The 21,534-nt window shown below is 55.3% G+C and carries 21 protein-coding genes and 1 tRNA gene; 11 read left to right on the top strand and 11 right to left on the bottom strand.

Annotated elements, in window-relative coordinates; translation table 11 throughout:
* Nucleotides 1-120 precede the first annotated feature (120 nt).
* Nucleotides 121-999, top strand: a complete 879-nt coding sequence (locus OKX01_RS02510) for a DNA-binding response regulator (RefSeq protein ID WP_094198250.1) — start codon at nucleotides 121-123, stop codon at nucleotides 997-999.
* A 311-nt stretch (nucleotides 1,000-1,310) separates the two neighbouring features.
* Nucleotides 1,311-2,450, top strand: a complete 1,140-nt coding sequence (locus tag OKX01_RS02505) for a calcium:proton antiporter (RefSeq protein ID WP_264672404.1) — start codon at nucleotides 1,311-1,313, stop codon at nucleotides 2,448-2,450.
* Nucleotides 2,451-2,478: 28 nt separating this feature from the next.
* Here the strand turns inward: OKX01_RS02505 and OKX01_RS02500 are convergent, their stop codons facing one another.
* The gene (locus tag OKX01_RS02500; RefSeq protein ID WP_264672403.1) at nucleotides 2,479-3,378 is read right to left on the bottom strand and encodes a LysR family transcriptional regulator; all 900 of its coding nucleotides are present in this window, start codon (nucleotides 3,376-3,378) and stop codon (nucleotides 2,479-2,481) included.
* A gap of 193 nt (nucleotides 3,379-3,571) precedes the next feature.
* On the opposite strand from OKX01_RS02500, the gene OKX01_RS02495 reads away from it, so the two are divergent.
* The gene (locus OKX01_RS02495) at nucleotides 3,572-4,345 is read left to right on the top strand and encodes an SDR family oxidoreductase (RefSeq protein ID WP_108728155.1); all 774 of its coding nucleotides are present in this window, start codon (nucleotides 3,572-3,574) and stop codon (nucleotides 4,343-4,345) included.
* A 147-nt stretch (nucleotides 4,346-4,492) separates the two neighbouring features.
* Here the strand turns inward: OKX01_RS02495 and OKX01_RS02490 are convergent, their stop codons facing one another.
* The 3 genes from OKX01_RS02490 to OKX01_RS02480 form a co-directional block, all read right to left on the bottom strand.
* Entirely contained in the window at nucleotides 4,493-4,702 is a 210-nt protein-coding gene (locus OKX01_RS02490; RefSeq protein ID WP_094195553.1) for a helix-turn-helix transcriptional regulator, read from the bottom strand.
* Entirely contained in the window at nucleotides 4,703-5,113 is a 411-nt protein-coding gene (locus tag OKX01_RS02485) for a hypothetical protein (protein WP_063688876.1), read from the bottom strand.
* Between the two features lie 165 nt (nucleotides 5,114-5,278).
* Nucleotides 5,279-6,226, bottom strand: coding sequence for a helix-turn-helix domain-containing protein (locus OKX01_RS02480; protein WP_166727028.1), 948 nt, complete (start codon nucleotides 6,224-6,226; stop codon nucleotides 5,279-5,281).
* 285 nt (nucleotides 6,227-6,511) lie between these two features.
* Between OKX01_RS02480 and OKX01_RS02475 the strand changes: the two genes are divergently transcribed.
* Entirely contained in the window at nucleotides 6,512-7,147 is a 636-nt protein-coding gene (locus tag OKX01_RS02475) for a cysteine hydrolase family protein (RefSeq protein ID WP_125277112.1), read from the top strand.
* Nucleotides 7,148-7,255: 108 nt separating this feature from the next.
* Here OKX01_RS02475 and OKX01_RS02470 read toward each other — a convergent pair whose 3' ends face one another.
* Nucleotides 7,256-8,293: a DUF72 domain-containing protein gene (locus tag OKX01_RS02470; RefSeq protein WP_264672402.1), complete on the bottom strand. Its 1,038-nt coding sequence runs from the start codon at nucleotides 8,291-8,293 to the stop codon at nucleotides 7,256-7,258.
* Nucleotides 8,294-8,913: 620 nt separating this feature from the next.
* Nucleotides 8,914-8,987: transfer RNA gene (locus OKX01_RS02465), tRNA-Gly, on the bottom strand.
* A gap of 202 nt (nucleotides 8,988-9,189) precedes the next feature.
* On the opposite strand from OKX01_RS02465, the gene trmB reads away from it, so the two are divergent.
* The 4 genes from trmB (at nucleotide 9,190) to lysM (ending at nucleotide 11,721) form a co-directional block, all read left to right on the top strand.
* Complete coding sequence (gene trmB, locus OKX01_RS02460) at nucleotides 9,190-9,957, top strand: tRNA (guanosine(46)-N7)-methyltransferase TrmB (protein ID WP_264672401.1); 768 nt, start codon at nucleotides 9,190-9,192, stop codon at nucleotides 9,955-9,957.
* Nucleotides 9,954-10,901 carry a prolyl aminopeptidase gene (pip, locus tag OKX01_RS02455; RefSeq protein WP_125277411.1) on the top strand — a complete coding sequence of 316 codons (948 nt, stop codon included), beginning with the start codon at nucleotides 9,954-9,956 and terminating at the stop codon, nucleotides 10,899-10,901. The genes trmB and pip overlap by 4 nt, the downstream gene beginning before the upstream one ends.
* 42 nt (nucleotides 10,902-10,943) lie before the next feature.
* Entirely contained in the window at nucleotides 10,944-11,144 is a 201-nt protein-coding gene (gene thiS / locus OKX01_RS02450) for a sulfur carrier protein ThiS (RefSeq protein WP_094195548.1), read from the top strand.
* A 133-nt stretch (nucleotides 11,145-11,277) separates the two neighbouring features.
* A complete protein-coding gene (gene lysM / locus OKX01_RS02445; RefSeq protein WP_094195547.1) occupies nucleotides 11,278-11,721 on the top strand; it encodes a peptidoglycan-binding protein LysM in 444 nt (147 codons plus the stop codon).
* Between the two features lie 101 nt (nucleotides 11,722-11,822).
* On the opposite strand, the gene ffh is transcribed toward lysM, so the two are convergent.
* Nucleotides 11,823-13,247 carry a signal recognition particle protein gene (gene ffh, locus OKX01_RS02440; RefSeq protein WP_094195545.1) on the bottom strand — a complete coding sequence of 475 codons (1,425 nt, stop codon included), beginning with the start codon at nucleotides 13,245-13,247 and terminating at the stop codon, nucleotides 11,823-11,825.
* A 103-nt stretch (nucleotides 13,248-13,350) separates the two neighbouring features.
* Between ffh and OKX01_RS02435 the strand changes: the two genes are divergently transcribed.
* Genes OKX01_RS02435 through ampD form a run of 3 tightly spaced genes read left to right on the top strand, consistent with a single transcriptional unit; the run spans nucleotide 13,351 to nucleotide 15,062 of the window.
* The gene (locus tag OKX01_RS02435) at nucleotides 13,351-14,202 is read left to right on the top strand and encodes an inner membrane protein YpjD (protein ID WP_094195544.1); all 852 of its coding nucleotides are present in this window, start codon (nucleotides 13,351-13,353) and stop codon (nucleotides 14,200-14,202) included.
* Nucleotides 14,195-14,446: a PP0621 family protein gene (locus OKX01_RS02430; protein WP_094195543.1), complete on the top strand. Its 252-nt coding sequence runs from the start codon at nucleotides 14,195-14,197 to the stop codon at nucleotides 14,444-14,446. Before OKX01_RS02435 ends, OKX01_RS02430 begins: the two co-directional genes overlap by 8 nt.
* A gap of 4 nt (nucleotides 14,447-14,450) precedes the next feature.
* Complete coding sequence (gene ampD, locus OKX01_RS02425; RefSeq protein WP_094195542.1) at nucleotides 14,451-15,062, top strand: 1,6-anhydro-N-acetylmuramyl-L-alanine amidase AmpD; 612 nt, start codon at nucleotides 14,451-14,453, stop codon at nucleotides 15,060-15,062.
* Here ampD and OKX01_RS02420 read toward each other — a convergent pair.
* From OKX01_RS02420 to htpG, 4 genes are all read right to left on the bottom strand, one after another.
* Complete coding sequence (locus OKX01_RS02420) at nucleotides 15,050-16,162, bottom strand: alpha-hydroxy acid oxidase (RefSeq protein ID WP_264672400.1); 1,113 nt, start codon at nucleotides 16,160-16,162, stop codon at nucleotides 15,050-15,052. The two genes, ampD and OKX01_RS02420, sit on opposite strands and share 13 nt — an antisense overlap.
* A gap of 21 nt (nucleotides 16,163-16,183) precedes the next feature.
* Nucleotides 16,184-16,864, bottom strand: coding sequence for a Fe2+-dependent dioxygenase (locus tag OKX01_RS02415; RefSeq protein ID WP_264672399.1), 681 nt, complete (start codon nucleotides 16,862-16,864; stop codon nucleotides 16,184-16,186).
* A gap of 98 nt (nucleotides 16,865-16,962) precedes the next feature.
* Nucleotides 16,963-19,158 (bottom strand): TonB-dependent receptor, encoded by a 2,196-nt coding sequence (locus OKX01_RS02410; RefSeq protein WP_230018973.1) that lies wholly within the window; start codon nucleotides 19,156-19,158, stop codon nucleotides 16,963-16,965.
* Nucleotides 19,159-19,568: 410 nt separating this feature from the next.
* Nucleotides 19,569-21,473: a molecular chaperone HtpG gene (htpG, locus tag OKX01_RS02405; RefSeq protein ID WP_264672398.1), complete on the bottom strand. Its 1,905-nt coding sequence runs from the start codon at nucleotides 21,471-21,473 to the stop codon at nucleotides 19,569-19,571.
* Between the last annotated feature and the right edge of the window lie 61 nt (nucleotides 21,474-21,534).

Genomic DNA, 21,534 nt, shown 5'->3' with positions numbered 1-21,534 from the left:
TACGAATCATATCGATAGATTTTATCTATTCATTGAGTCTGTATTCTGAGGAAATTGGCTACTTGAGCAATGTCAGTAAAGGTAGCCGTCTTCATCAGAAGAAGGGCGCGGGGCTTTATATTGAACAAATACGCCACTATAAAGTATCAGCCAGATCAAAAAATCAGGATTCTGCTGATCTCCAATAACACTCGACAGCACGAACAACTTCTTCAGGCGCTGCTGGCTGGTGCGTTTCGAGTTTCTGTTGCTGCTGACGGAGTGCAAGGATATACCAAGGCCCAATTAACCCTGCCGGAACTTATCCTGGTGGATAAGCAATTGACAGGGATAGATGCTTTGTCCTTAACCCATATGCTCCAAGGATTAAAAGCCACAGCCCAAATCCCCCTCATCATTCTGGATTCGCGCATGGACGGCAGCAGTGAGGAATGCGTCACTTTTTTAAAAGCAGGGGCGGTGGACTACATTGGCAATCCATACGCCGTCGACGAGGTCAAAGAGCGTATCAACGTGCCTTTGCGTTGCCCAAAAAAAATATGGCCAGCCATGGTTTCAGGCAAGGTGCAAAGCCCGCAGCCCAGCACGACCGCTGAAACCAGCATGCTGATCCATGCCATTCAGAAAACGATAGAGGCCAATCTGGGCTCTCCACCCAGCCAAAAAGAACTGTGCGATATGTTCAAGATTTCACGGCGCAAAATCATGAATATATTTCAACGTAATTTTGGCTTGAGCGTCAGTAGCTACATCCGATTGCAACGTATGTATCGGGCCGAGTACTTGCTAAGAACCACAGCCTTGAAAATTGACGTCATTGCGACTGACTTAGGATTCTCCAGCCCGGCCAATTTCTCTACCGCATTCAAAACCTATGCGGGTGTAGCCCCTGGAAAGTTTCGACAAGCTATTGAAAGAAACAAACCCTATACGGATAACAAACCGTGTATGCGCTCCATGGGGCCACCTGTTTTTTCATCGGGCTGGTGTCCACCGTAGCGAGCAACAGGAAAAGAATCATTCCCACAGCAGGCTTGCCCCAAAACTCCATCAGAAAAATAAAACCGCTGGCTGACAACGCCTGAAAGAGGATAAAGGCCTTTGCCCTTCACACCTTCATCGTGGCCTGACGAGCAGGAAGACGGCTCCAAACCACAAAGGGCCGCGTACGAACGAACCGTAGTTGCCACTTGAGGTTCAGGTGATAAAATTGTGGCTACTTGAATTGTTCAATTCAAAACAGATCCGGGACGACCTGGATCTGCTTTTTCAGCACAGGGACGGCCCTAGCTTTTAGCGGAGCATTCACGATGGCCTACCCTGCATCTCCCTCTCCTGAACTCTTTACCCCCGTCACCTGGCTGCGCCTGCTCGGTTCCTGGTCTATGGTTGTCCTGTTCATGATTTTTGGCGGGCAATGGCTGGGAGATTCTTTGAACGGCACCACCGCGGCCATCGTCTTTCTGGCCCTGTTTGTGACCATTCTGGCCGCCTCCTTTGGGGTGGTGCGTGAAGCAGACCACCTGGCCCATCAACTGGGCGAGCCTTACGGCACCCTGATTCTGACTCTGTCCATTGTGCTGATCGAAGTCATCCTGATTGCTTCGGTACTGCTGGGACCAGGGGACTTCCCCAGCATTGGTCGGGACTCGATCTATGCCGTGATGATGATCATCCTGAACCTGATTACGGGCCTTTGTCTGATTGCCGGCGCCGCGCGCAATGGCGATCAGGAGTTCAACCGCCAAGGCACCCACACCTACTTGTCCATGATTGTGCTGCTGACCAGTGTGGGCCTGATTCTGCCCAACTACACCCGCAATGCAGGCGAGTTCAGCACAACCCAGGCCATCGGCATTTCAGTGCTGACGGGGCTGACTTATGCCATTTTTCTGTATCTGCAAATGGGCAGTCGCCGCCATGACTATGTACAACCCAATCAGACGGTGCAGAGCGCTAAAGATAAGGCACCCACACCACGCGATCCTCAGGCGACCCGCGCCATGCTGATACGCAGCCTGGTGCTGATCGCCCTGATCCTGCCTATCGTCTTGCTGGCCCACGATCTGGCTATCGTGACGGACTACGGTATCGCTGCCTCGGGCGCCCCCGTCGCCGTCGGCGGTGTACTGATCGCGATTATCGTGTTCACCCCCGAGTCCATTACCGCCATCAAGGCGGCGATGAACAATGAGATGCAACGGGCCATCAACCTGTGCCTGGGCGCCTTTGTCTCTACCGTAGGACTAACGGTGCCAGTGGTGTTGATGATTGGCCTGATTACCGGCAAACAGGTGATCATGGGCATCAGCAATACAGAAACCGTTCTGTTTCTGATCACTGCCCTGCTCAGCATCTTGAGCTTTAGCGGCAAGCGAACCTCCCCCATTCAGGGTTATCTGCACCTGATGGTTTTCGTGGTGTTTGGGCTGCTGCTGTTTTACCCCTAACTGCTTTGCCTTGCTGCGTGACTCTGCGCTACAACGCACAGTCGCGCAGCAAGGTTTCCAACCAATCCGCAAACACCTGAAAACGGCGCGACAAGTGCTGGCGATGCAAGTACAACAAAGACATAGGCATAGGGGCTGCGCGATGCTCCGGCAACACCTCCAGCAATTCACCTGCCTGCAGGTGCGCCTGCACGTCATAGGCAGGAATCTGGATCAACCCCAAGCCGGACAAACAACAAGCGATATACGCTTCGGCATTATTCACGGTCACGCGACCTGGTAAGTCCAACACCTGCCGCTTGTCCTGCTCCATCCATTCCCAAGGGGCGACGCGCTCACTGGTGGGCGAGGCGTAGCGCACCATTTGATGGTTCTCCAGATCCGCAAGCGTGTGGGGCATACCATAACGGGCAAGATAAGCGGGACTGGCTACATTGATCAAAGGCAGGCTGCCCATTTTTCTGGCGATCAAGCCCGAATCGCCTAAGGCGCCCACCCGCAGCACGCAATCCACCTGCTCCTCGATCAAATTCACCTCGCGGTCAGTCACGCCCAAATGCACATGGACATGCGGATAGCGCTCCAGAAACTGCGGCAAGGCAGGCGCCACAATCAAGCGGCCTACCCGCGCGGGCACATCCACCTTGATCGTGCCTATTGGCCCGACACTGGCTTGGCGAAACAGGTTCTCGGTTTCCTGCACATCGGCAATCACGCGCAGGCAACGTTCATAAAACGCCGCGCCATCTTGCGTGACAGTCACTTTGCGCGTGGTGCGATTGAGCAAGCGAGCACCAACTCGGCCCTCCAGCTCCTGAATGGCCATCGACACCGAAGAGCGCGGCATACCCAAGGTATCGGCCGCGCGGGTGAAATTGGCACACTCCACGACCCGCGTAAAGATGCGAAACAGGTCAATGCGATCCATGGCGTTCTCCAGATAAGCAGCCGCAACTCGCAGCTTGAACTGCCAACCCGAGTCTGCTCAAGCAGCAACGATTATTGTTCGTTTTTTTTGACAAATGATGTCAGAAATAGGTGATTTAAACAATTTCAGCGACTTATATCATGAAAAAACGAAACGGCTTGCACGTCGCAGCCCACACTAGCAAGGAGTCATCATGGCAAAGCACAGCATCAAAGGTAAAACCGTTCTGATTGCAGGCGGAGCAAAGAATCTGGGTGGCCTGATCGCCCGCGACCTGGCAGAACAAGGCGCACGCGCCATTGCCATTCACTACAACAGCGACAGTTCCAAAGCAGAGGCCGACGCCACCGTCAAAGCCATCCAGGCAACTGGCGCACAAGCCGTCGCCTTCCAGGCTGACTTGCGCTCGGCCAGCGCCATGGAAAAACTGTTTAGCGATACCGTCGCCGCCATTGGCCGCCCCGATATCGCCATCAATACGGTCGGCAAGGTACTGAAAAAACCACTGACCGAGGTCAGCGAAGCCGAGTACGAGGAGATGAGCGACATCAACTCCAAAACCGCTTTTTTCTTCCTGAAAGAAGCCGGCAAACACGTACAGGACAATGGCAAAGTCTGCACCCTGGTGACGTCCCTGCTGGGGGCTTTCACCCCGTTTTACGCCGCGTATGCGGGCACCAAAGCGCCGGTAGAACACTACACTCGCGCCGCCGCCAAAGAATATGGCGCACGCGGTATTTCCGTCACGGCAGTGGGCCCTGGCCCCATGGATACGCCCTTCTTCTACCCCGCCGAGGGCGAGGACGCTGTGGCCTATCACAAGACGGCTGCCGCGCTGTCCCCCTACTCCAAGACCGGACTGACAGACATTGAAGATGTCGTGCCCTTTATTCGTCATCTGGTCAGCGACGGCTGGTGGATTACCGGCCAGACTATTCTGATCAACGGTGGCTACACCACCAAATAAGCCAATAAGAAGCAGACAAGGCAATGCTTGCGTCGAGTCCGCAAGATCACAGCTTCGGACTGGAATAATGGCGCTCTTTCGACACTTGCCTGCTGACTCCAAAAAGGAATTAGCAGGCAAGTGTGCCTTCCAGGCCGTCATCCCCGATTAGGCCCGAGGTCCCCGATACGGGTTCTCGAAAATCTCTTCTACGGTCTGCCCGAACACAGCACTGATCTTAAAGGCCAGATCCAGGGACGGTGCATGTTTACCCGTTTCCAGCGCATTGACCGCCTGCCGGGACACGCCCAAGCGCTCTGCCAAATCGGCCTGCGTCCAATTCGCTTCAGCCCGCAATACACGCAATCGGTTTTTCATTTAATCGCTAGTCCGGACAAAGGGTGAAACCAGGGCAAACACAGCCCAAAAGAAGGGGTAAATCAACCAAGCGGGAATATGGGGCGCAGCGGCGTAGGTTTCCCCAAAGCCCCAGGCTGTCCACAAGGTCAGTGTCGCTCCCGAAGCCAGCACAAAGCACTTGGCCACAATCACCCGCACGAACTCATCGCTTTGCGCCATCAAGCGCAAGGTGGCCCACACTTGTCCGGCAACCGGCAAGGCGACAGCAATGGCAATCAACCAGCCAACAGGTCGACCAAGCAGGCTGTCGAACAGCCCCACAATGGTCAAGGCATTGACCAGGATATACACGCCCATAAAGAGCAAAGTGCGAATCAGATAGCGGCGGCCTGCTGATGGCGCAGAAGAGGAATTGCTGTTGGTGAGCATGTTTGAGCACCTGAATGTAAAGTAAACCTGACTTTATAGAAGTCAAAAATACCTGTCAATAAGTAAAGCAAACTTTACATTTTTGAAAAGCGAGTGAGTCAGCCAGCAAGCATTGGTCCGCCACAACAACCAGCCTGGATATAAAGCCGCTTGAACAAGCAAAGTTCAAGACCTGACCGCGTATCCTAGCGTTGAAGGAGCTTGCCCAAACCGCGCCTGAAACAAACGGCTGAAATGGGAGAGGTCCTTGAAGCCACAGGCCATGGCCACCTCGGTCACCCGTTTGTGTTTCCCCTCCTCCAACAAACGGTAGCTCCGGATCAAACGCTGCTCCCACAGCCATTGCATGGGGGTTGTCGCTTCTTGTGCAAAGAGCCGGTACAGAGTTCGAGTCGCCATGGACGAAGCACGCGCAATTTGCTCCACATCCAGTGCATCCTCATGCAGATGCGCCCGTATATAAGCCTTGATCTGTTCCAGACGCCGCTCCTGACGATTGGCCAGAGAAAGCGCAGAAGTTTCAGACTCGAAGACCGCAGAAAAGATGTCCAGCACCGAAGCCGTCACACGCTGATCCATGCCGTCCTCAGCAGATCTCCCCATACCAAGCAGTTGCTTGACCAAAGCCCCCGCCATCGGCCCCAGACGCGAGTTGGCCGCAATACGGCGCGCAGCCAGATTCCCCACCGAGGGCAGGCGCGTTGCCAGCAAGGGACGAGGAATCATGACCATGGCCGCATGAGCCAAAGGCCCCAGCTCCAGATCAAAAGGCCGTGACTGATCCTGAAGGACCAAGTCACCTGTTCCCAGGCTGACATAGCGTCCGTCCTGGCTCAGCTGAATATGGCCATCCAGCATGAGCCACAGCATGAAGCAGTCGCGCTGATCTTTACGAATATCGGCCTGCCGTCTGTTGACGCGTATGGCCTCCCCCTGAGGGGTGGCAGACCAGATGCTGCTCAGGCCCAAACCACCAAAGCTATTGAGCGTGACCCGCGCCTGAAACTGGTGTCGGGCAATCTGGCTGCACTCGGTCTGTGAAAACTGCCTACAAGTGACCTCGTGCCAGTGTTCAAAGCTGTCTCCGGGCTTGACCGCTATGATCGCTGTCATAGGTTCAGTCTCCATAATCGGCGCTCTCTGCACCGATGGATTAATCGTTTTTCAACAAGATTACGTCCATTCCCCAAGCACAGACAAGCCCGGAAAACACCCAGCCCCAGCCCCCTGCCTGTGCATTATTCAAGATGGCAGACACAGTCAAAAAGTTCATAAAAATGGCACAGACAGCCAAGCCGAATCCGCCTCATCCTCCTACTCTACAAGCGTCTATGACACCGGCAGCGACAATACCAACTACACAGCCGCCCGACCTTGAGCAAACCAAAGGAGAATGAGATGGCTATTCAGATTGATCAAATCAATCCTGGCAGCACGGCGGTCATTGTGATCGACATGCAAAACGACTTCATCGCCCCCGGCGCCCCGCTGGAAACGCCCATGGGCATGGAGCTGATGCCCCGCCTGCAAAAACTGCTGGGCCATGCCCGCCAAACCGGCATGGAAGTGATCTTCACCGCCCACGCCCACCGCCGCAACGGCTGCGATATGGGCCTGTTCGGGGAGATTTACCCTCCGATTCAAAACCAGGTAGGACTGGTCGATGAGACCGCTGGCGTTGATATTTACCCCGAAGTGGCTCCACAAGGGGACGAGGTCGTCATCAAGAAGCATCGGTACAGCGCGTTCTTTGGCACAGACCTGGACATCATCCTGCGTACCCGCAAGATCGATACGGTTGTGATCACCGGCGTGACCACTGAGAACTGCTGCCACGCCACGGCCCGCGATGCCATGTTCCATGGCTACAAAGTGGCTTTCATCTCCGATGCGACCGGCACCTACCACTACCCGGATATGGGCTTTGGGGCGATTCCCGCTGAAGAAGTGCACCGCGTCACCCTGGGAGTGCTGGCGGTATCCACCGCTCATGTCATGACGACAGATGAGCTGATTCAGAAATCCAGACAATAATCACGAACGGGGCCAGAACCTGCATGCATTGAGCCCCCAGCTCATCAGGCAACACAACAGGTCTTGTGAATCGTCACACTTTTGAGGATCGCTTCTCAAGACCTGCGGTTATTTTTCTTGTGCCACAACAAGTTGCGCCAGCCGCTGTATGGACAGCGGCGCACAGCCTTCCGCATCATTGCTGATCGTCACATAAGCCGCCTGCCCCGCCCCCGTAATTCCGCGAATCGTGCGCGCCAGCACCGTGCGGGTATGCAGGTCCTCGCTGACGATGGCATCGAAGGGGGTATGCTTTTTTTGAGCATCGGCATAGCCGTAAGCACCAAACTCCCGGTTCAAGTTCCAGCGACACACCAAGGGTCCCGGCCACAAGGCACGCAGTACAGGCAGTTGCTCCTCAATCGGCGGCATCTTGCCGTGCAGACCCAGACAAAACGTCGCGCCATTGGCCTTGAGCGTATCGACAAGACTTTGGGTCAGCAGCTCCGGATCTCGGACTTCTACAGCAAGCACCACTTGTGAACCCTGAGGCAAAGCCTCACGCGCCGCCGCCAGCATCTGCCCCAACTTGTCGAACATCTCTGCCGGGCGATTCAACCAGCCCCAGGACAGTGGGCTTAACTGGAAGACCAGCACGCCCAGCTTTTCACGCAAACCCTCGAGCGCAGGCTGCACAAACTGCTCTACAGCCAAACGGATATCCAGAAAGTCAGGATTGGACTTGCGCACCTTGCCCTGCTCATCACGAACTTGAGCATCCGTAATCATGGACGGGCATTTCACAACGAAGCGGAAATCGTCATCCACCTGCGCGGCGTAGGCGGAATACTGCGTGACCGTCAAAGGACGCCAGAAGGTGCGATCGACACAGACTGTACGCATCAAAGGATGCTGGTGATAGGCCTGCAGGCCGTGCTTAGAGAGGATATTCGACTCGTACTCGCCATCCCAGATCAAGCCCTCCCAACCGGGGTAAGACCAGGTGGAGACACCAAAACGCAGGGTTTCAGGAAGCTGGGCCGCCAGATCGCTTAGCTCCAGCGCGGAAGCAGCAAGGCTGACTTTGGTGATTTTGCGTCGAGAGGGAGCGGCGGGCTTTGAAGCGGGTGGCTGAGCAATGGCATCGCCGAAAAGATCTTCTTGCATGCTGGGTATAGTGCCATGGGAATGAAGTTAAGCAAATGCCGGCTCAAAATCCACCAGATCCGTACTTTGCATGCCTAACCCTTTGGCGACGCTGCGCCAACGACTGACAGCCTGAACAAGCTCCGCCCAGATTGCTTCTGCTTCCCCCACCGTTAACCTGAAGTATGGTGCCCCACAATATGCGCACTCGAACCCAGGTGCACCTCCAGGTCTGAGCGCTTGGCAGATCGTGTCGTCATCAGAAACCTTCCAACTTGTCAGGATCCACAGAGTCCGAATCATCTTGCGACTTGGCCCCCGCGGTTTGACCCGCTTTAATACGCCGTGGGCGCCTGACGCGCTGGGGTAACTGCTCACGCAGCAAGCTGACCCGGATTCCAAGCCGTAGCAAGAGCCATGATTCAACATTCCGATTTCGTCGACACGTCAATAAAACGTGTACCCAATTTCGATAAATAGCGACATGTATCAAGTTTCGCTTGAAGGATCAGCGGCTACCACCGTCTAAGAAGTAGAAATGCAGTCGTGTTGCAGGCCAACACACCCAGCTCCCGAGAGCAGCAAAGCCTGACTTGGGAAATCGTTGCAGAAAAACGGGGGAGTTGGAAACAAAGCAGAACTGGAGCGGGTGATGGGAATCGAACCCACGACGGATGCTTGGGAAGCATCAGTTTTACCATTAAACTACACCCGCCCTGATGGAGAAGTCTGCGTCAAAAGCAGACGATCCCGCGAATGGGGAAGCGAAAATTATAGCGCGATCTCCGGCTCATGCGTTGCCCCCACCCTATCTTTTTCACGCACCTCCCCATGAATTCGGCGGCAAGACTCACTACAATAGAGCTTTCCCGCTTTTAGCTAATACGCGAGCCATTCCTGATGCCCGCGCCCCAACCATGACCACCAGCAACGAAAAAACATCCCTGCTCTCGCCCAATGTCGCGAACAGCAACTCCGGCGAGACCCATATCCGTAGCTTTGTTCATCGGCGCGCGCACATTACGCCCAGCCAGGAACAAGCCTTGGCGCGCCTCTTGCCTCTGTGGTCGATCAGCTACCGCGACAGCATTCTGAAACCGGAAACCGTGTTTGGCAACGACCATCCCCTGATTTTGGAAATCGGTTTTGGCATGGGTGAAACCACCCAGAAAATTGCTCAGGCCCGCCCCAACGACAACTTCCTGGGTGTGGAAGTGTTTAACGCCGGTGTCGGCGCCTTGCTCAAGCGTATTGATGACAACCAGATCAGCAATATCCGCATCATCCAGCATGACGCGGTGGAAGTAGTGCGCGACATGATCGCCCCTGCCTCGCTGGCCGGTATTCACATCTACTTCCCGGACCCCTGGCCAAAAAAGCGCCATCACAAGCGTCGTCTGGTGCAGTCTCCCTTTATCCAACTGCTGACCAGCCGTCTGAAACCCGGTGGCTACATTCACTGCGCGACCGACTGGGAAAACTACGCCGAACAAATGCTGGAAGTGCTGTCGGCCGAGCCCATGCTCAGCAACACGCAGGAAGGCTACGCACCCCGCCCCGACTTCCGTCCCCTAACCAAGTTCGAGAACCGTGGGCTGCGTCTGGGTCATGGCGTGTGGGATCTGATCTTCACCCGCAATGACACCCCGACCCCTGAACTGAACTGGCCCAAGAAAGAACAATGAGCGCTACCCTGTTCCCGCCTATAGAGCCTTACGCCCAAGGCACCTTGCACACCGAGGATGGGCATCATATCTACTGGGAATGCTGCGGCAACCCGGCAGGTAAACCGGCTATTTTCTTGCATGGTGGGCCGGGATCAGGATGTTCTACCGATCACCGCCGCTTGTTCGACCCGCAAAAATATAATGTGCTGCTGTTTGATCAGCGCGGTTGCGGGCGTTCCTACCCTCATGCCAGCCTGGAGAACAACACCACCTGGCATCTGGTTCAGGACATGGAGCGGCTGCGCCAGGAAAAGCTCAAAGCCGACAAGATGCTGGTCTTTGGCGGCTCCTGGGGTTCGACCCTGGCGCTGGCCTATGCCCAGACCCACCCCGAACACGTCAGTGAATTGATTGTGCGCGGTATCTTCATGGCCCGCCCTGAAGAGTTACGCTGGTTTTATCAGGAAGGTGCCTCGCGCTTGTTCCCGGACATCTGGGAACAATATTTGGCCCCCATCCCCAAAGAAGAGCATGGTGACCTGATTACCGCCTATCACAAGCGTTTGACGGGCGATGACCCCGCTGTACAGCTACGCGCCGCACATGCCTGGTCGCAGTGGGAAAGCAATACGATCACGCTCTTGCCCAGCCAGAATCACCTGGATGCCAAATCCAGTGATAAAGCCGCCCTGGCCTTTGCGCGTATTGAAAACCACTACTTCATGAATCAGGGCTTTTTGGAGCCGGATCAGTTACTTAAAAACGCCCACCGCTTGCATGGCATTCCAGGCGTGATTGTGCAGGGACGCTATGATGTGTGCACTCCGGCGCATACAGCCTGGCAACTGCATCGCGCCTGGCCACAAGCAGAGTTTCACATGGTTGCAGACGCAGGCCACGCCTACGACGAACCCGGCATTCTGGCTCGGCTGCTGGCCGCCACCCAGAAATTTGCCATCTGAATCACTCGTCCGGCACTATCCGGACCATATCCAGAGACAAGAATGAACATTACCCTGAACGGCCAGAGCAAGACTCTGGCAAACTCCGACACGGTTGGCACACTGATTATCGAGCTGGGCTATGAGAACAAGCGCATTGCCGTAGAGCTGAACGGCGACATCGTGCCCAAAAGCCAGCACGCCAGTACCCCTATTCAAGAAGGCGACACCATCGAGATCGTGGTTGCCGTCGGTGGCGGCTGAGACTCACCCTTTAAAATGCACAATTGCTGACATTCGAGTACGGCTTTACGGCTAAAAATAAGGTCATAATGAACCGTCTCGCCTGCCATCACGCAGGTAGCAGCCATAGAACCCTAACTTCAGGAGCAAAGCGATGGGCGTATTCAGTTTTCTTAAAGATGTCGGCGAAAAACTCTTTGGTGCCAACGAAGCCAACGCAGCCACAGCAGACGAACTCCAGAAAGAACTGGCCAAACACCAACTTTCCGCCGACGGTCTGAATCTGGCGGTTGATGGCGACAAAGTCACGGTTAGCGGCCAAGCTGCCTCCACTGAACAAGCCGAAAAAATTGTGCTGGCTCTGGGTAACACCCTGGGGGTGTCTCAAGTCGACAACCAGCTCAGCGTTGCTCAGCCTTCCGCCGAAGCCACCATGTACACCGTACAGAAAGGCGACACACTGTGGAAAATTGCTGAAACCAATTACGGCAAGGCAAACGGTGCAAAATACACCGTTATCTTCGAGGCTAACCAACCCATGCTCAGCCATCCTGACAAAATCTACCCTGGTCAGGTACTACGTATTCCGGCGCTGTAATAGCAACAGCCCAGGACGAAAAAAAGCCCGCATACGCGGGCTTTTTTCTTGGTGGTCCTGTCAGAGCGATTCACGCCCTTGCGGCAAGCTCCAAGCGCTTCTTAGCGAAAGCCCTTGAAGCCTTTACCAGCCAGACCTTTCAAGGCGCCCATACCGCCCAGGCCGCGCATCATTTTGGCCATGCCGCCTTTTTTCATCTGCTTCATCATGCCTTGCATTTGCTCGAACTGATTCAGCAGGCGGTTAACCTCTTGCACAGGCACACCCGAACCCGCCGCAATACGGCGCTTACGCGAGGCCTTCAACAATTCAGGCTTGGCGCGCTCGGCTGGCGTCATGGAGTTCAAGATGCCTTCGGTACGACGCAATTGCTGCTCGGCTTGGCCGCCTTGCAACTGAGACGCCGCCTGGGAGAACTGCGCGGGCAGTTTTTCCAGCAGTGAACCCATATCACCCAGCTTCTTAACCTGCTGCAACTGGTCGCGGAAGTCGTTCAAATCGAACTTGTCGCCCGCCTTGATCTTGTCGGTAATCTTTTGCGCATCAGCAATGTCGATATTGCGCTGGGCTTGTTCCACCAGAGAAACAATGTCGCCCATACCCAGCACGCGCTGAGCCATACGCTCGGGGTGGAATGGCTCAAGACCGTCCAGTTTCTCCGACACACCCACAAACTTCAGCGGTTTGCCGGTGACATGGCGCACCGACAAGGCGGCACCACCACGGGCGTCACCGTCCAGCTTGGTCAACACCACACCGGTCAGCGGCAAGGCGTCTGCAAAGGCTTTGGCGACGTTCACCGCGTCCTGACCCTGCATGGCATCGACCACAAACAAAGTCTCGATGGGGTTCAGCAGGTCGTACAGAGCGCGAATCTCGCGCATCATTTCTTCATCAATACCCAGGCGACCGGCCGTGTCGACAATCAGCACATCAAAGTGGTGACGCTTGGCGTGGTCCAGGGCATTGCGGGCAATGTCGGCCGGTTTCTGGCTGGGATCGGAAGGCAGGAATTCGACGCCCACTTGGGCGGCAACGGTTTTCAACTGCTCGATAGCGGCGGGACGGTAAACGTCAGCACTGACCACCAGCACTTTTTTCTTGCCCGTTTTACGACCATGCTGAACATGACCGCCTTCACTTAACCACTTGGCCAGCTTACCGGTGGTGGTGGTTTTACCCGCCCCTTGCAAACCCGCCATCAGAATAATGGCCGGTGGCTGCGCCGCCAGGGACAACTCGCTGGCGTCATCGCCCAGGTCTGCCCCCATCAGATTGGTCAGTTCCTGGTGGACAACCCCCACCAGCGCCTGACCAGGATTCAAACTGTCGGCCACTTCAACGCCAAGTGCCTTTTCTTTGACCCGTGCAACAAAATCGCGTACGACAGGCAAGGCCACGTCCGCCTCCAGCAGCGCCAGACGCACTTCCCTTAACATCTCCTGAGTATTGGATTCGGTCAGACGAGCCTGTCCGCGCATGGTTTTCACCACACGCGACATACGCTGGGTCAGATTTTCAAACATAGGACTGGGTTCGCTTAAACTAGGTTATCGTGTGGTCTACGAATAAGAATAAAATGGCCACTTGAGGTACGCCCCGTACCGTTTTTCAGGAAATCCGGGACTTATGTCTGCAAGTATTGTATTTCACTTGCTCGCCGCACTGGCGTACATCGTGCTGTCGATCTCGCTATGGCGTCCGTTGACTCGCGGCAGCACCCGAACCGTACTGAACGCCCCTAGCCGGGTGGCTTTGCTCTGCGCCATCATTGTGCACGGAGCGGGCCTATTGCTGACGATTGTACTGCCCCAAGGGCTGCATCTGAGCTGGGCACTGGCCCTGTCGGCGGCAATCTGGCTGGGCATGGTGGTGTTCTGGTTCCAAAGCCTGTATCTGCGTCTGGACGGCCTGTTGCTCATTCTACTGCCTGCGGCCACAATCGTCAGCCTGCTGGCCATGGCCTTTCCCAATGGCCATATCGTCCACCATGCAGGCAATGAATGGCTACGCATCCACTTGCTGATTGCACTGGTCGCCTACGGGCTGAGCACCGTGGCCGCCCTGCACGCCGTCTTGATGACAGCGCTGGACCGCCAGTTGCACCGCCCTATTTTGCATCAGGAACAACGTGGTTTATTCAGCCGGGTGCTGGACACCATGCCGCCCCTGCTGGTGCAGGAAGAACTGCTGTTTCGCCTGATCCGCGTCTCTTTTGTCATTCTGACCTTCACGATCCTGAGCGGTGCCGCCGTCTCCATGGCAATAGACGGTAAATTTTTACCCGCTGACCATAAAACTGTCTTTACCTTACTATCCTGGGTTACATTTGGTGGCTTACTATGGGGCCGGAAACAGTATGGATGGCGGGGTCGCGTTGCTTTGCGCTGGACCTTGGCCGGTTTTGCCTTCCTGCTGCTGGCCTATACAGGCAGCCACTTTGTACTGGACGTCATCTTGCAACGAGGGAAAATTGGGTAAAGTCTTATTCTGGGTTGTCGCTATCCTGGTGGCCATGATCATTGCCCGCATCGTGTCACAAAACAAGGCCCGCAAACGCAACCCACCCAACCCGACCATGCGCCCGCCACGCAAACCAGGCAAGGCAGAAGAGATGGTTCGTTGCGCGCACTGTGGCATTTTTCTACCTCGCTCCGAAGCCCTGATGAGCAACCATCACACTTGGTGCAGCCTGGAACACGCCAAGCGCGGCCCGCGCAGTTAAGCTCATGGCCCGCATGCACCACGCCTATGACCTGGACCGCCAGGGCTGGCTTAAACCCCATGCCAATGTCCTGCGTGCCTTGTCACCCAATCAGGATGACCGCCCCGAGGGCGACACCCCAACCCTGCTGGTGCTGCACAATATCAGCCTGCCACCGCAAGAATTTGGCGGGCCGTATATCCGGGATTTCTTCCAGAACAAGCTGGATATCAGTGCACACCCCTGGTTCGAGAACATCCGGGACCTGAAGGTTTCAGCCCACTTTCTGATCCAGCGTACCGGCCACATCATCCAGTTTGTCCCTACTACCCGCCGCGCCTGGCACGCAGGTGTGTCGCGTTTTAAAGACCGCGAACGCTGCAACGACTTCTCTATTGGTATCGAGCTGGAAGGCAGCGATTTCGAGCCCTTTACTGAAGCGCAGTACCGGGAACTGTCCCGTTTGAGCCGCGCCTTGCGCATGCGCCATAACCTGAACGCAGTACGAGGCCACGAACATATCGCCCCAGGACGCAAGACAGATCCGGGGCCGTTCTTTGACTGGGAACGGGTAAAACGCGAGCACGGCTGGCCCAAAGAAACCTTGCCGGAACAAGAATTGGATCAGGGCCGATAAAGTACGTCGGGGCTGATATCGGCCAAAGCATTACAGCCGGTCAGTGCCATGGCCACTTCCAGCTCCGCCCGCAGAATATGCAATACATGGGCCACGCCAGCGGCTCCGGCAGTCGCCAAACCATAAATATAGGGACGGCCAATCATCACCGCCGTCGCCCCCAAAGCCAGAGCCTTGAGTACATCGGTACCGCGTCGAATACCGCCATCCATCAATACCGGCACCCTCTCCCCCACGACCTGACAAACCTGTGACAGGACGTCCACAGAGGCGGGAGCACCATCCAAAGTGCGCCCACCATGATTGGACACAACCATTCCGGCGACCCCTACATCAAGCGCTCGCTGAGCGTCACGGGGGCGCATGATTCCCTTGACCCAAACAGGCAAAGGACTGTGCTGCACCAGCCAGGCAAGATCATCCCAGGTGGGAGCACTATTTAATAGGCCACTGCCAAATAAAGGGCTGGTGCCTGCTGCACCTAAAACCGCCTGCTGCCTGGGAGCGCCCCGCAGATTCACGGCGTCCACACCCTCGGGCAAAGCAAAACCCGCACGCTGCTCCTGATTACGCAAGCCATTGACAGCAGCATCCACCGTCAACATCAAAGCGGCATAACCCGCTGCCTTGAGCCGTCCCAATAAATCCGACGTAAATGCGCGATCCGTTTGCCAATACCACTGTGCCCACAACGGGGCATGCGCCTGTGCGGCAATCTCTTCAAAGGAATGACTGGCCTGCATGCTGATTACGCTGGTCGCGCCCATCGCACCCGCGCCCAGCACACTGGCCAATTCACCTTCAGGATGAGCCAAGCACTGATAAGCCACGGGCGCCAGAAGAATCGGGTAGTCCATAGACTGCCCTTGCAGTGTCAAACGGGTGGAAGGCTGATCAAACTCACCTAGAGCAGCAGGCCATAAACCCCAGCGCCCGAAGCTGGCCAGGTTGTCTTGCACAGTAAACTCATCGGCCGCCCCTGCACTGAAATACGCCCAGTCCTGTGCGCGCATACGCACACGGGCATAGGGTTCGTAATCCCTCAGGCAGGCAATCTGGGCCGGAATATTACTGAGCGGGGGCAGCCGTTCTTGGGACATGATCAATCAAGCTCCTGGCGATCAGACATCGCTCCATTCACGCAGCAAATTATGATAAATCCCCGTCAGGCGCGACAGCTCCTGGGCATCTGCGTTCTGCTTGGCCAGTTGCTGAATGCTCTGATCCAGCTCCCACAGCAGTTTGCGTTGATGCGCATGACGCACCATGCTTTGCGTCCAGAAAAACGAGGCATAGCGTGTTCCTTTAGTCACCGGCTGTACACGATGCAAACTGGTCCCCGGATACACCACCATGTGCCCTGCAGGCAGTTTGATGGACTGTGTTCCGTATATATCTTCGATGATCAGCTCCCCGCCCTCGTATTCGTCGGGGTCGCTAAAAAACAAGGTTGTGGAGACATCAGTACGCAGACGCTGTCCCGTGCCAGGAATCGTAAAAATCGCGTTATCGATGTGGTTGCCGTACTCCCCGCCGCCTTCGTAACGGTTAAAACGTGGTGGCAACATACGCAGGGGCAAGGCAGCGGCAATAAAGCCGCTGTGCTGACCCAATACATGCATTAAAAACTCCCCCATCTGCCTGGCGACAGCTGTATCAAGAGGCAATTGCAGATTGCGTTTGCTGTGCTGGGCCAGATAACCCGCCGTCGTGCGCCCATCCTCCCACTGTGCCTGCTCCAGGGCCTGGCGACAGTCATGCAACTGTTCAGCATTGAGCACATCGGGGATCGTAATCAGCATGGGTCACCTGCCAAAAAAAAAGGAATACAAGGTAAAGCAAGAAACAGACAGGCCGCCCCAAAAGGCGGCCCATCTGAATTTACACGACAAAACGCAACTTACTCGAAGCGGTAAGAGGCATTGAACATGTAAGAGCGGCCTGGGCCAACGTTGGCAAAAAGGCCGACGTGGGAAGCATCATACATGCGCACATTGCTGATGTTGTTGACGTTGAACTGGAAAGATACGTTCTTGTTCAGGTCGTAGCGCGCCATTGCATCGTAGCGCCAGTAGGAAGGCAGCTTCAATTGATTGGCGTCATCCACAAAGCGTTTGCCCACAAACGTGGCACCTGCGCCCAAGGTCAGCTCGGGCATGACTTTGTAGGTCGTCCAGACGTTGAAGCTCTGCTTGGAGATGAACTTCATCTGCTTACCGTCAAAGACATTATTGCCGCTGCGGTATTTCTTGATCTTGGGGTCCAGATAGGTGTAACCCGCCCATACATTCCAGTTCGGGGTAATTGCACCGGCCGCACCCAACTCCAGGCCACGTACACGGTTGCTGCCGCTCAAGGACACATCGCCAGTCAAAGGATCGGTAGAACGAGCATCTTTCTTGTCGGTCTGGAAAATGGCCGCTGTCAAAGACAACTTCTCGTCGGCCACGTCCCACTTTGTCCCCAACTCCCAGCTGTAGCTGCGCTCGGGCTTCAGGTCACGAATAGCGGCGCCACCTGCCGGGCCATCTGCACCACCGGCCTGACCCAGGTTCTCCCCTGTCGGGTTGGAAGAGGTGCCATAGCTCAGGTAGATAGAACCATTGCGCGCTGGCTTATAGACCACACCCAACTGATAGTTCCACATATCATCTTTGCGGGACTCCTGGGTATTGTCGACCTCAAAACGATCAAATCGCACGCCACCATTGACCGACCATTGCTCATTAAACGCAATGGTGTCAAAGATATACGCCGAGCGTGTCTTGATATCGCCTGCTTTGGTTTTGGAGCCATAGTTCAAGGAATAGCTGTAGCTGCGATTGGGATTCGGATTATAAAAAGAGTCCGTATCCGAGCCAGGTGTGCCCGTGATGCTTCGGTTGTAGATATCCTCCTTGCTGAACTCAAGCCCGGCTACCACATCATGTTTCAAGGTACCTGTTGTAAACGTACCGTATACGTCGGTTTGGTTCAGCAAGGACTCCGAACTGCGCCAGCGCGCCCGATCCGATCTCGTGAACAGCAAGCCCTCCCCCTCGCTGGCGCACGCACCACCCGAATTGGCCTTGCAATTGTCAAACGACGGTCTGGTCATCAAGTAATGATTCAAGGTCTTGCCATAGCGCGTCACGTTGCGAACTGTGAAACGCTCATTAAGGTCATGCTCAATCTGTGCCGTGGCGGTATCTGCCGTATATTCACGAAAATCGACCTGATGACGACCGTAGAAATTGTCTCGGTCTGCTTCCAAGGGGGTCACACGATCCGGATTGGCCGCGTTCCGGAAGGGAAAGCCCAGGTCCGGCATATCTTTGTTTTCAAGATGCGAATACGACAAGGTCACACGTGTGGGGGTACCCAAACCAAAAGCAATGGAAGGAGCGATCCCCCAACGGTCGATTGTCACGCCATCACGACCTGCGACGTCCCCCCCCATGCGCATCAGGTTCAAGCGGATTGCACCTGTGTCCGAAAAAGCATAATTGCCGTCTGCCGTCAGACGATATTGGTCCGACGTCCCGTAACCTGCTTCCACCTGGAAAAAGTCTTTCAGCTTGGGAGACTTGGTCACCAGATTCAGGCTACCGCCAGTGCCGCCACGGCCTGTATACGCCGAGCTGGGGCCCTTCAAGACTTCAACCGATTCCAGGTTGAAGGTCTCGTGCGAGCCACGGGAGTAATCACGCACACCGTCAATAAAAATATCGGTACTGGCCTCATAACCACGGATAAAAGGACGATCTCCCACGGGAGTGCCGCCTTCGCCCGAACCCAAAGTAATGCCGGGAGTGGTGCGCAACACGTCTTGCAGCGATGTCGCACCACGATCCTTGATCACCTCCTCTGGGATCACGGTGATAGAGCGCGGTGTGTTGAGCAAAGTCTCAGAGAACTTCACCGATTGCGCTTTATGGGCCTGAAAGCCCTCAATGCCATTGGCATCTTCCGAGCCTTGAACTTTGATCGACTGCAACTCGGTCACGCCTGGATTGGCGGTTTGAGCGATCACAGGACTCGTCAGGGCGGCAAACAGGGCAGCAGACAAGACCGTCTCGGCAAAGCGACGAGGCGGCACAGAGGAAACGAACGACATTACCAGCTCCATATGGTAGGTATCACTTTTTCAAGGCTGTGCGATCAAAGCAGGGTTGATCGCGCGCATTAGCGGTGTTTCGATGCCTGATAAGTGCTTTTAATAGGAACCGTAATATTAATCATTCCTATTATTAAGTCTATCCAAATATTACGATTTCCTTAAATTCAACTCAAAACTAGCGGGTTTTGGCCCACAGTGTCGTGTGCATGCATCGTATTACGATCAATTCTCATTAAGATAGACAAAAACCAAAAAATCGCTTAACACCCCTTTCCCTTTAACTACGCCCTTCTTCCATCAATGGTCTGTCAACACGCACAAAAAAGGCCTCTATCGTACACATCACGATAGAGGCCTATGTATTGGCAACTGACTCCACCTTCAGGCAGAGCCAGCAAGCTTCAGATTTACAGATTCAGCAGCAAGCGATTCACACGTTTCACAAAGCTGGCGGGATCTTGCAAGGCGGCTCCTTCAGCCAGCATGGCTTGTTCCAGCAACAACTGGGCCCACTGTTCAAAGGCTTCATCGTCAGCGGCCTGAACCTTGGTGATCAAAGCATGCTCCGGGTTGATTTCCAGGATTGGCTTAACTTCAGGGGCTTCCTGGCCAGCGGCTTGCAGCATGCGCAGCAAATGCGGGCTCAGTTCGTTGGCATCGACCACCACGCAAGCGGGGGAATCGACCAGACGGGCCGTAATACGCACTTCCTTGACCTTCTCGCCCAGCGTGGCTTGCAGACGCTCGACCAGCGGCTTGAAGGTTTCAGCCACTTCGGCTTGGTGTTTCTTTTCTTGCTCGTCTGCCAGCGAATCCAGGTCCAGACCGCCCTTGGCCACGGACACCAGTTGCTTGCCTTCAAATTCGCGCAGATAGGACAGCATCCACTCGTCCACGCGGTCGGACATCAGCAGCACTTCGATGCCTTTCTTGCGGAATACTTCCAGATGCGGGCTGTTCGATGCAGCAGCAAAGGTGTCAGCGGTGACGTAGTAAATCTTGTCCTGACCTTCTTTCATGCGACCGATATAGTCGTTCAGGGACACGGTCTGGGCCGAGCCTTCCTGATGCGTGGACGCAAAGCGCAGCAAGGCTGCAATACGAGCCTGATTGCCCATGTCTTCGCCGGTGCCTTCTTTCAGCACCTGACCAAACTGGCCCCAGAACTCGGCGTATTGCTCGGGCTGGTTCTCGGCCAGATCTTCCAGCAAGGACAGAATGCGCTTGGCGCTGCCTTCACGGATGGCACGGACATCACGGCTTTCTTGCAGAATTTCACGCGAGACGTTCAGCGGCAGGTCAGCCGAATCGATCACGCCACGCACAAAGCGCAAGTAGGCGGGCAACAGTTGGTCGGCGTCATCCATGATGAACACACGCTTGACGTACAGCTTTACGCCACGGCGGGCATCGCGGTCCCACAGATCAAAAGGAGCTTGCTTGGGAACGAACAGGAGCTGGGTGTATTCGCTACGGCCTTCGACCCGGTTATGTGTCCAGGCCAGAGGGTTCTCGTAATCGTGAGCGATGTGCTTGTAGAACTCCTGGTACTGCTCGTCGGTAATTTCCGACTTGGAGCGTGTCCACAAGGCGCTGGCCTGGTTCACGCTTTCCCATTCGTCCTGCGTGACTTGTTGCTGCTTCTCTTCGTCCCACTCTTCCTTGCGCATTTGCACGGGCAAGGAGATGTGGTCGGAGTAGCGACGCAGCACGTTGCGCAAACGCCAGCCGTCCAGGAAATCGTCCTCGCCTTCACGCAGATGCAAGGTGATGGTGGTGCCGCGCTCGGCTTTTTCAGCGGCGGCAATGGTGAACTCGCCTTCGCCGGAGGATTCCCACAGCACCGCTTCCTGATCCTCACCGGCGCGACGTGTCAGCACGGACACCTTGTCAGCCACGATAAAGGAAGAGTAAAAGCCCACGCCAAACTGACCAATAAGCTGAGTATCTTTTTGCTTGTCGCCCGTCAGTTGGGAAAAGAACTCTTTGGTGCCCGAGCGGGCAATAGTGCCCAGGTTGGCAATTGCCTCGTCACGCGACATGCCAATGCCGTTGTCGGAAATGGTGATCGTGCGCTGTTCTTTATCGAACTGCACACGGATACGCATTTCCGGATCGCCTTCCAGCAAAGCTGGATTGTCGATGGCCTCGAAGCGCAGTTTGTCACAGGCATCCGACGCATTGGATACCAGCTCACGCAGGAAAATCTCCTTGTTGCTGTACAAGGAGTGAATCATCAAATGCAATAATTGTTTGACTTCAGCCTGAAAACCTAGGGTTTCGGACGTATTCGCAGTGTCAGTCTGGCTCATGGTGAAAAAGCAAAAAATGGGTTGATTGCCGCGCGCCAAAGCACGCCCTATTGCAAGCAGA

The sequence above is a fragment of the Alcaligenes sp. SMD-FA genome, from assembly GCF_025960365.1.
Classification (GTDB): Bacteria; Pseudomonadota; Gammaproteobacteria; order Burkholderiales; family Burkholderiaceae_B; genus Alcaligenes; species Alcaligenes aquatilis.
This window is presented reverse-complemented; position numbering and strand designations above follow the sequence as displayed.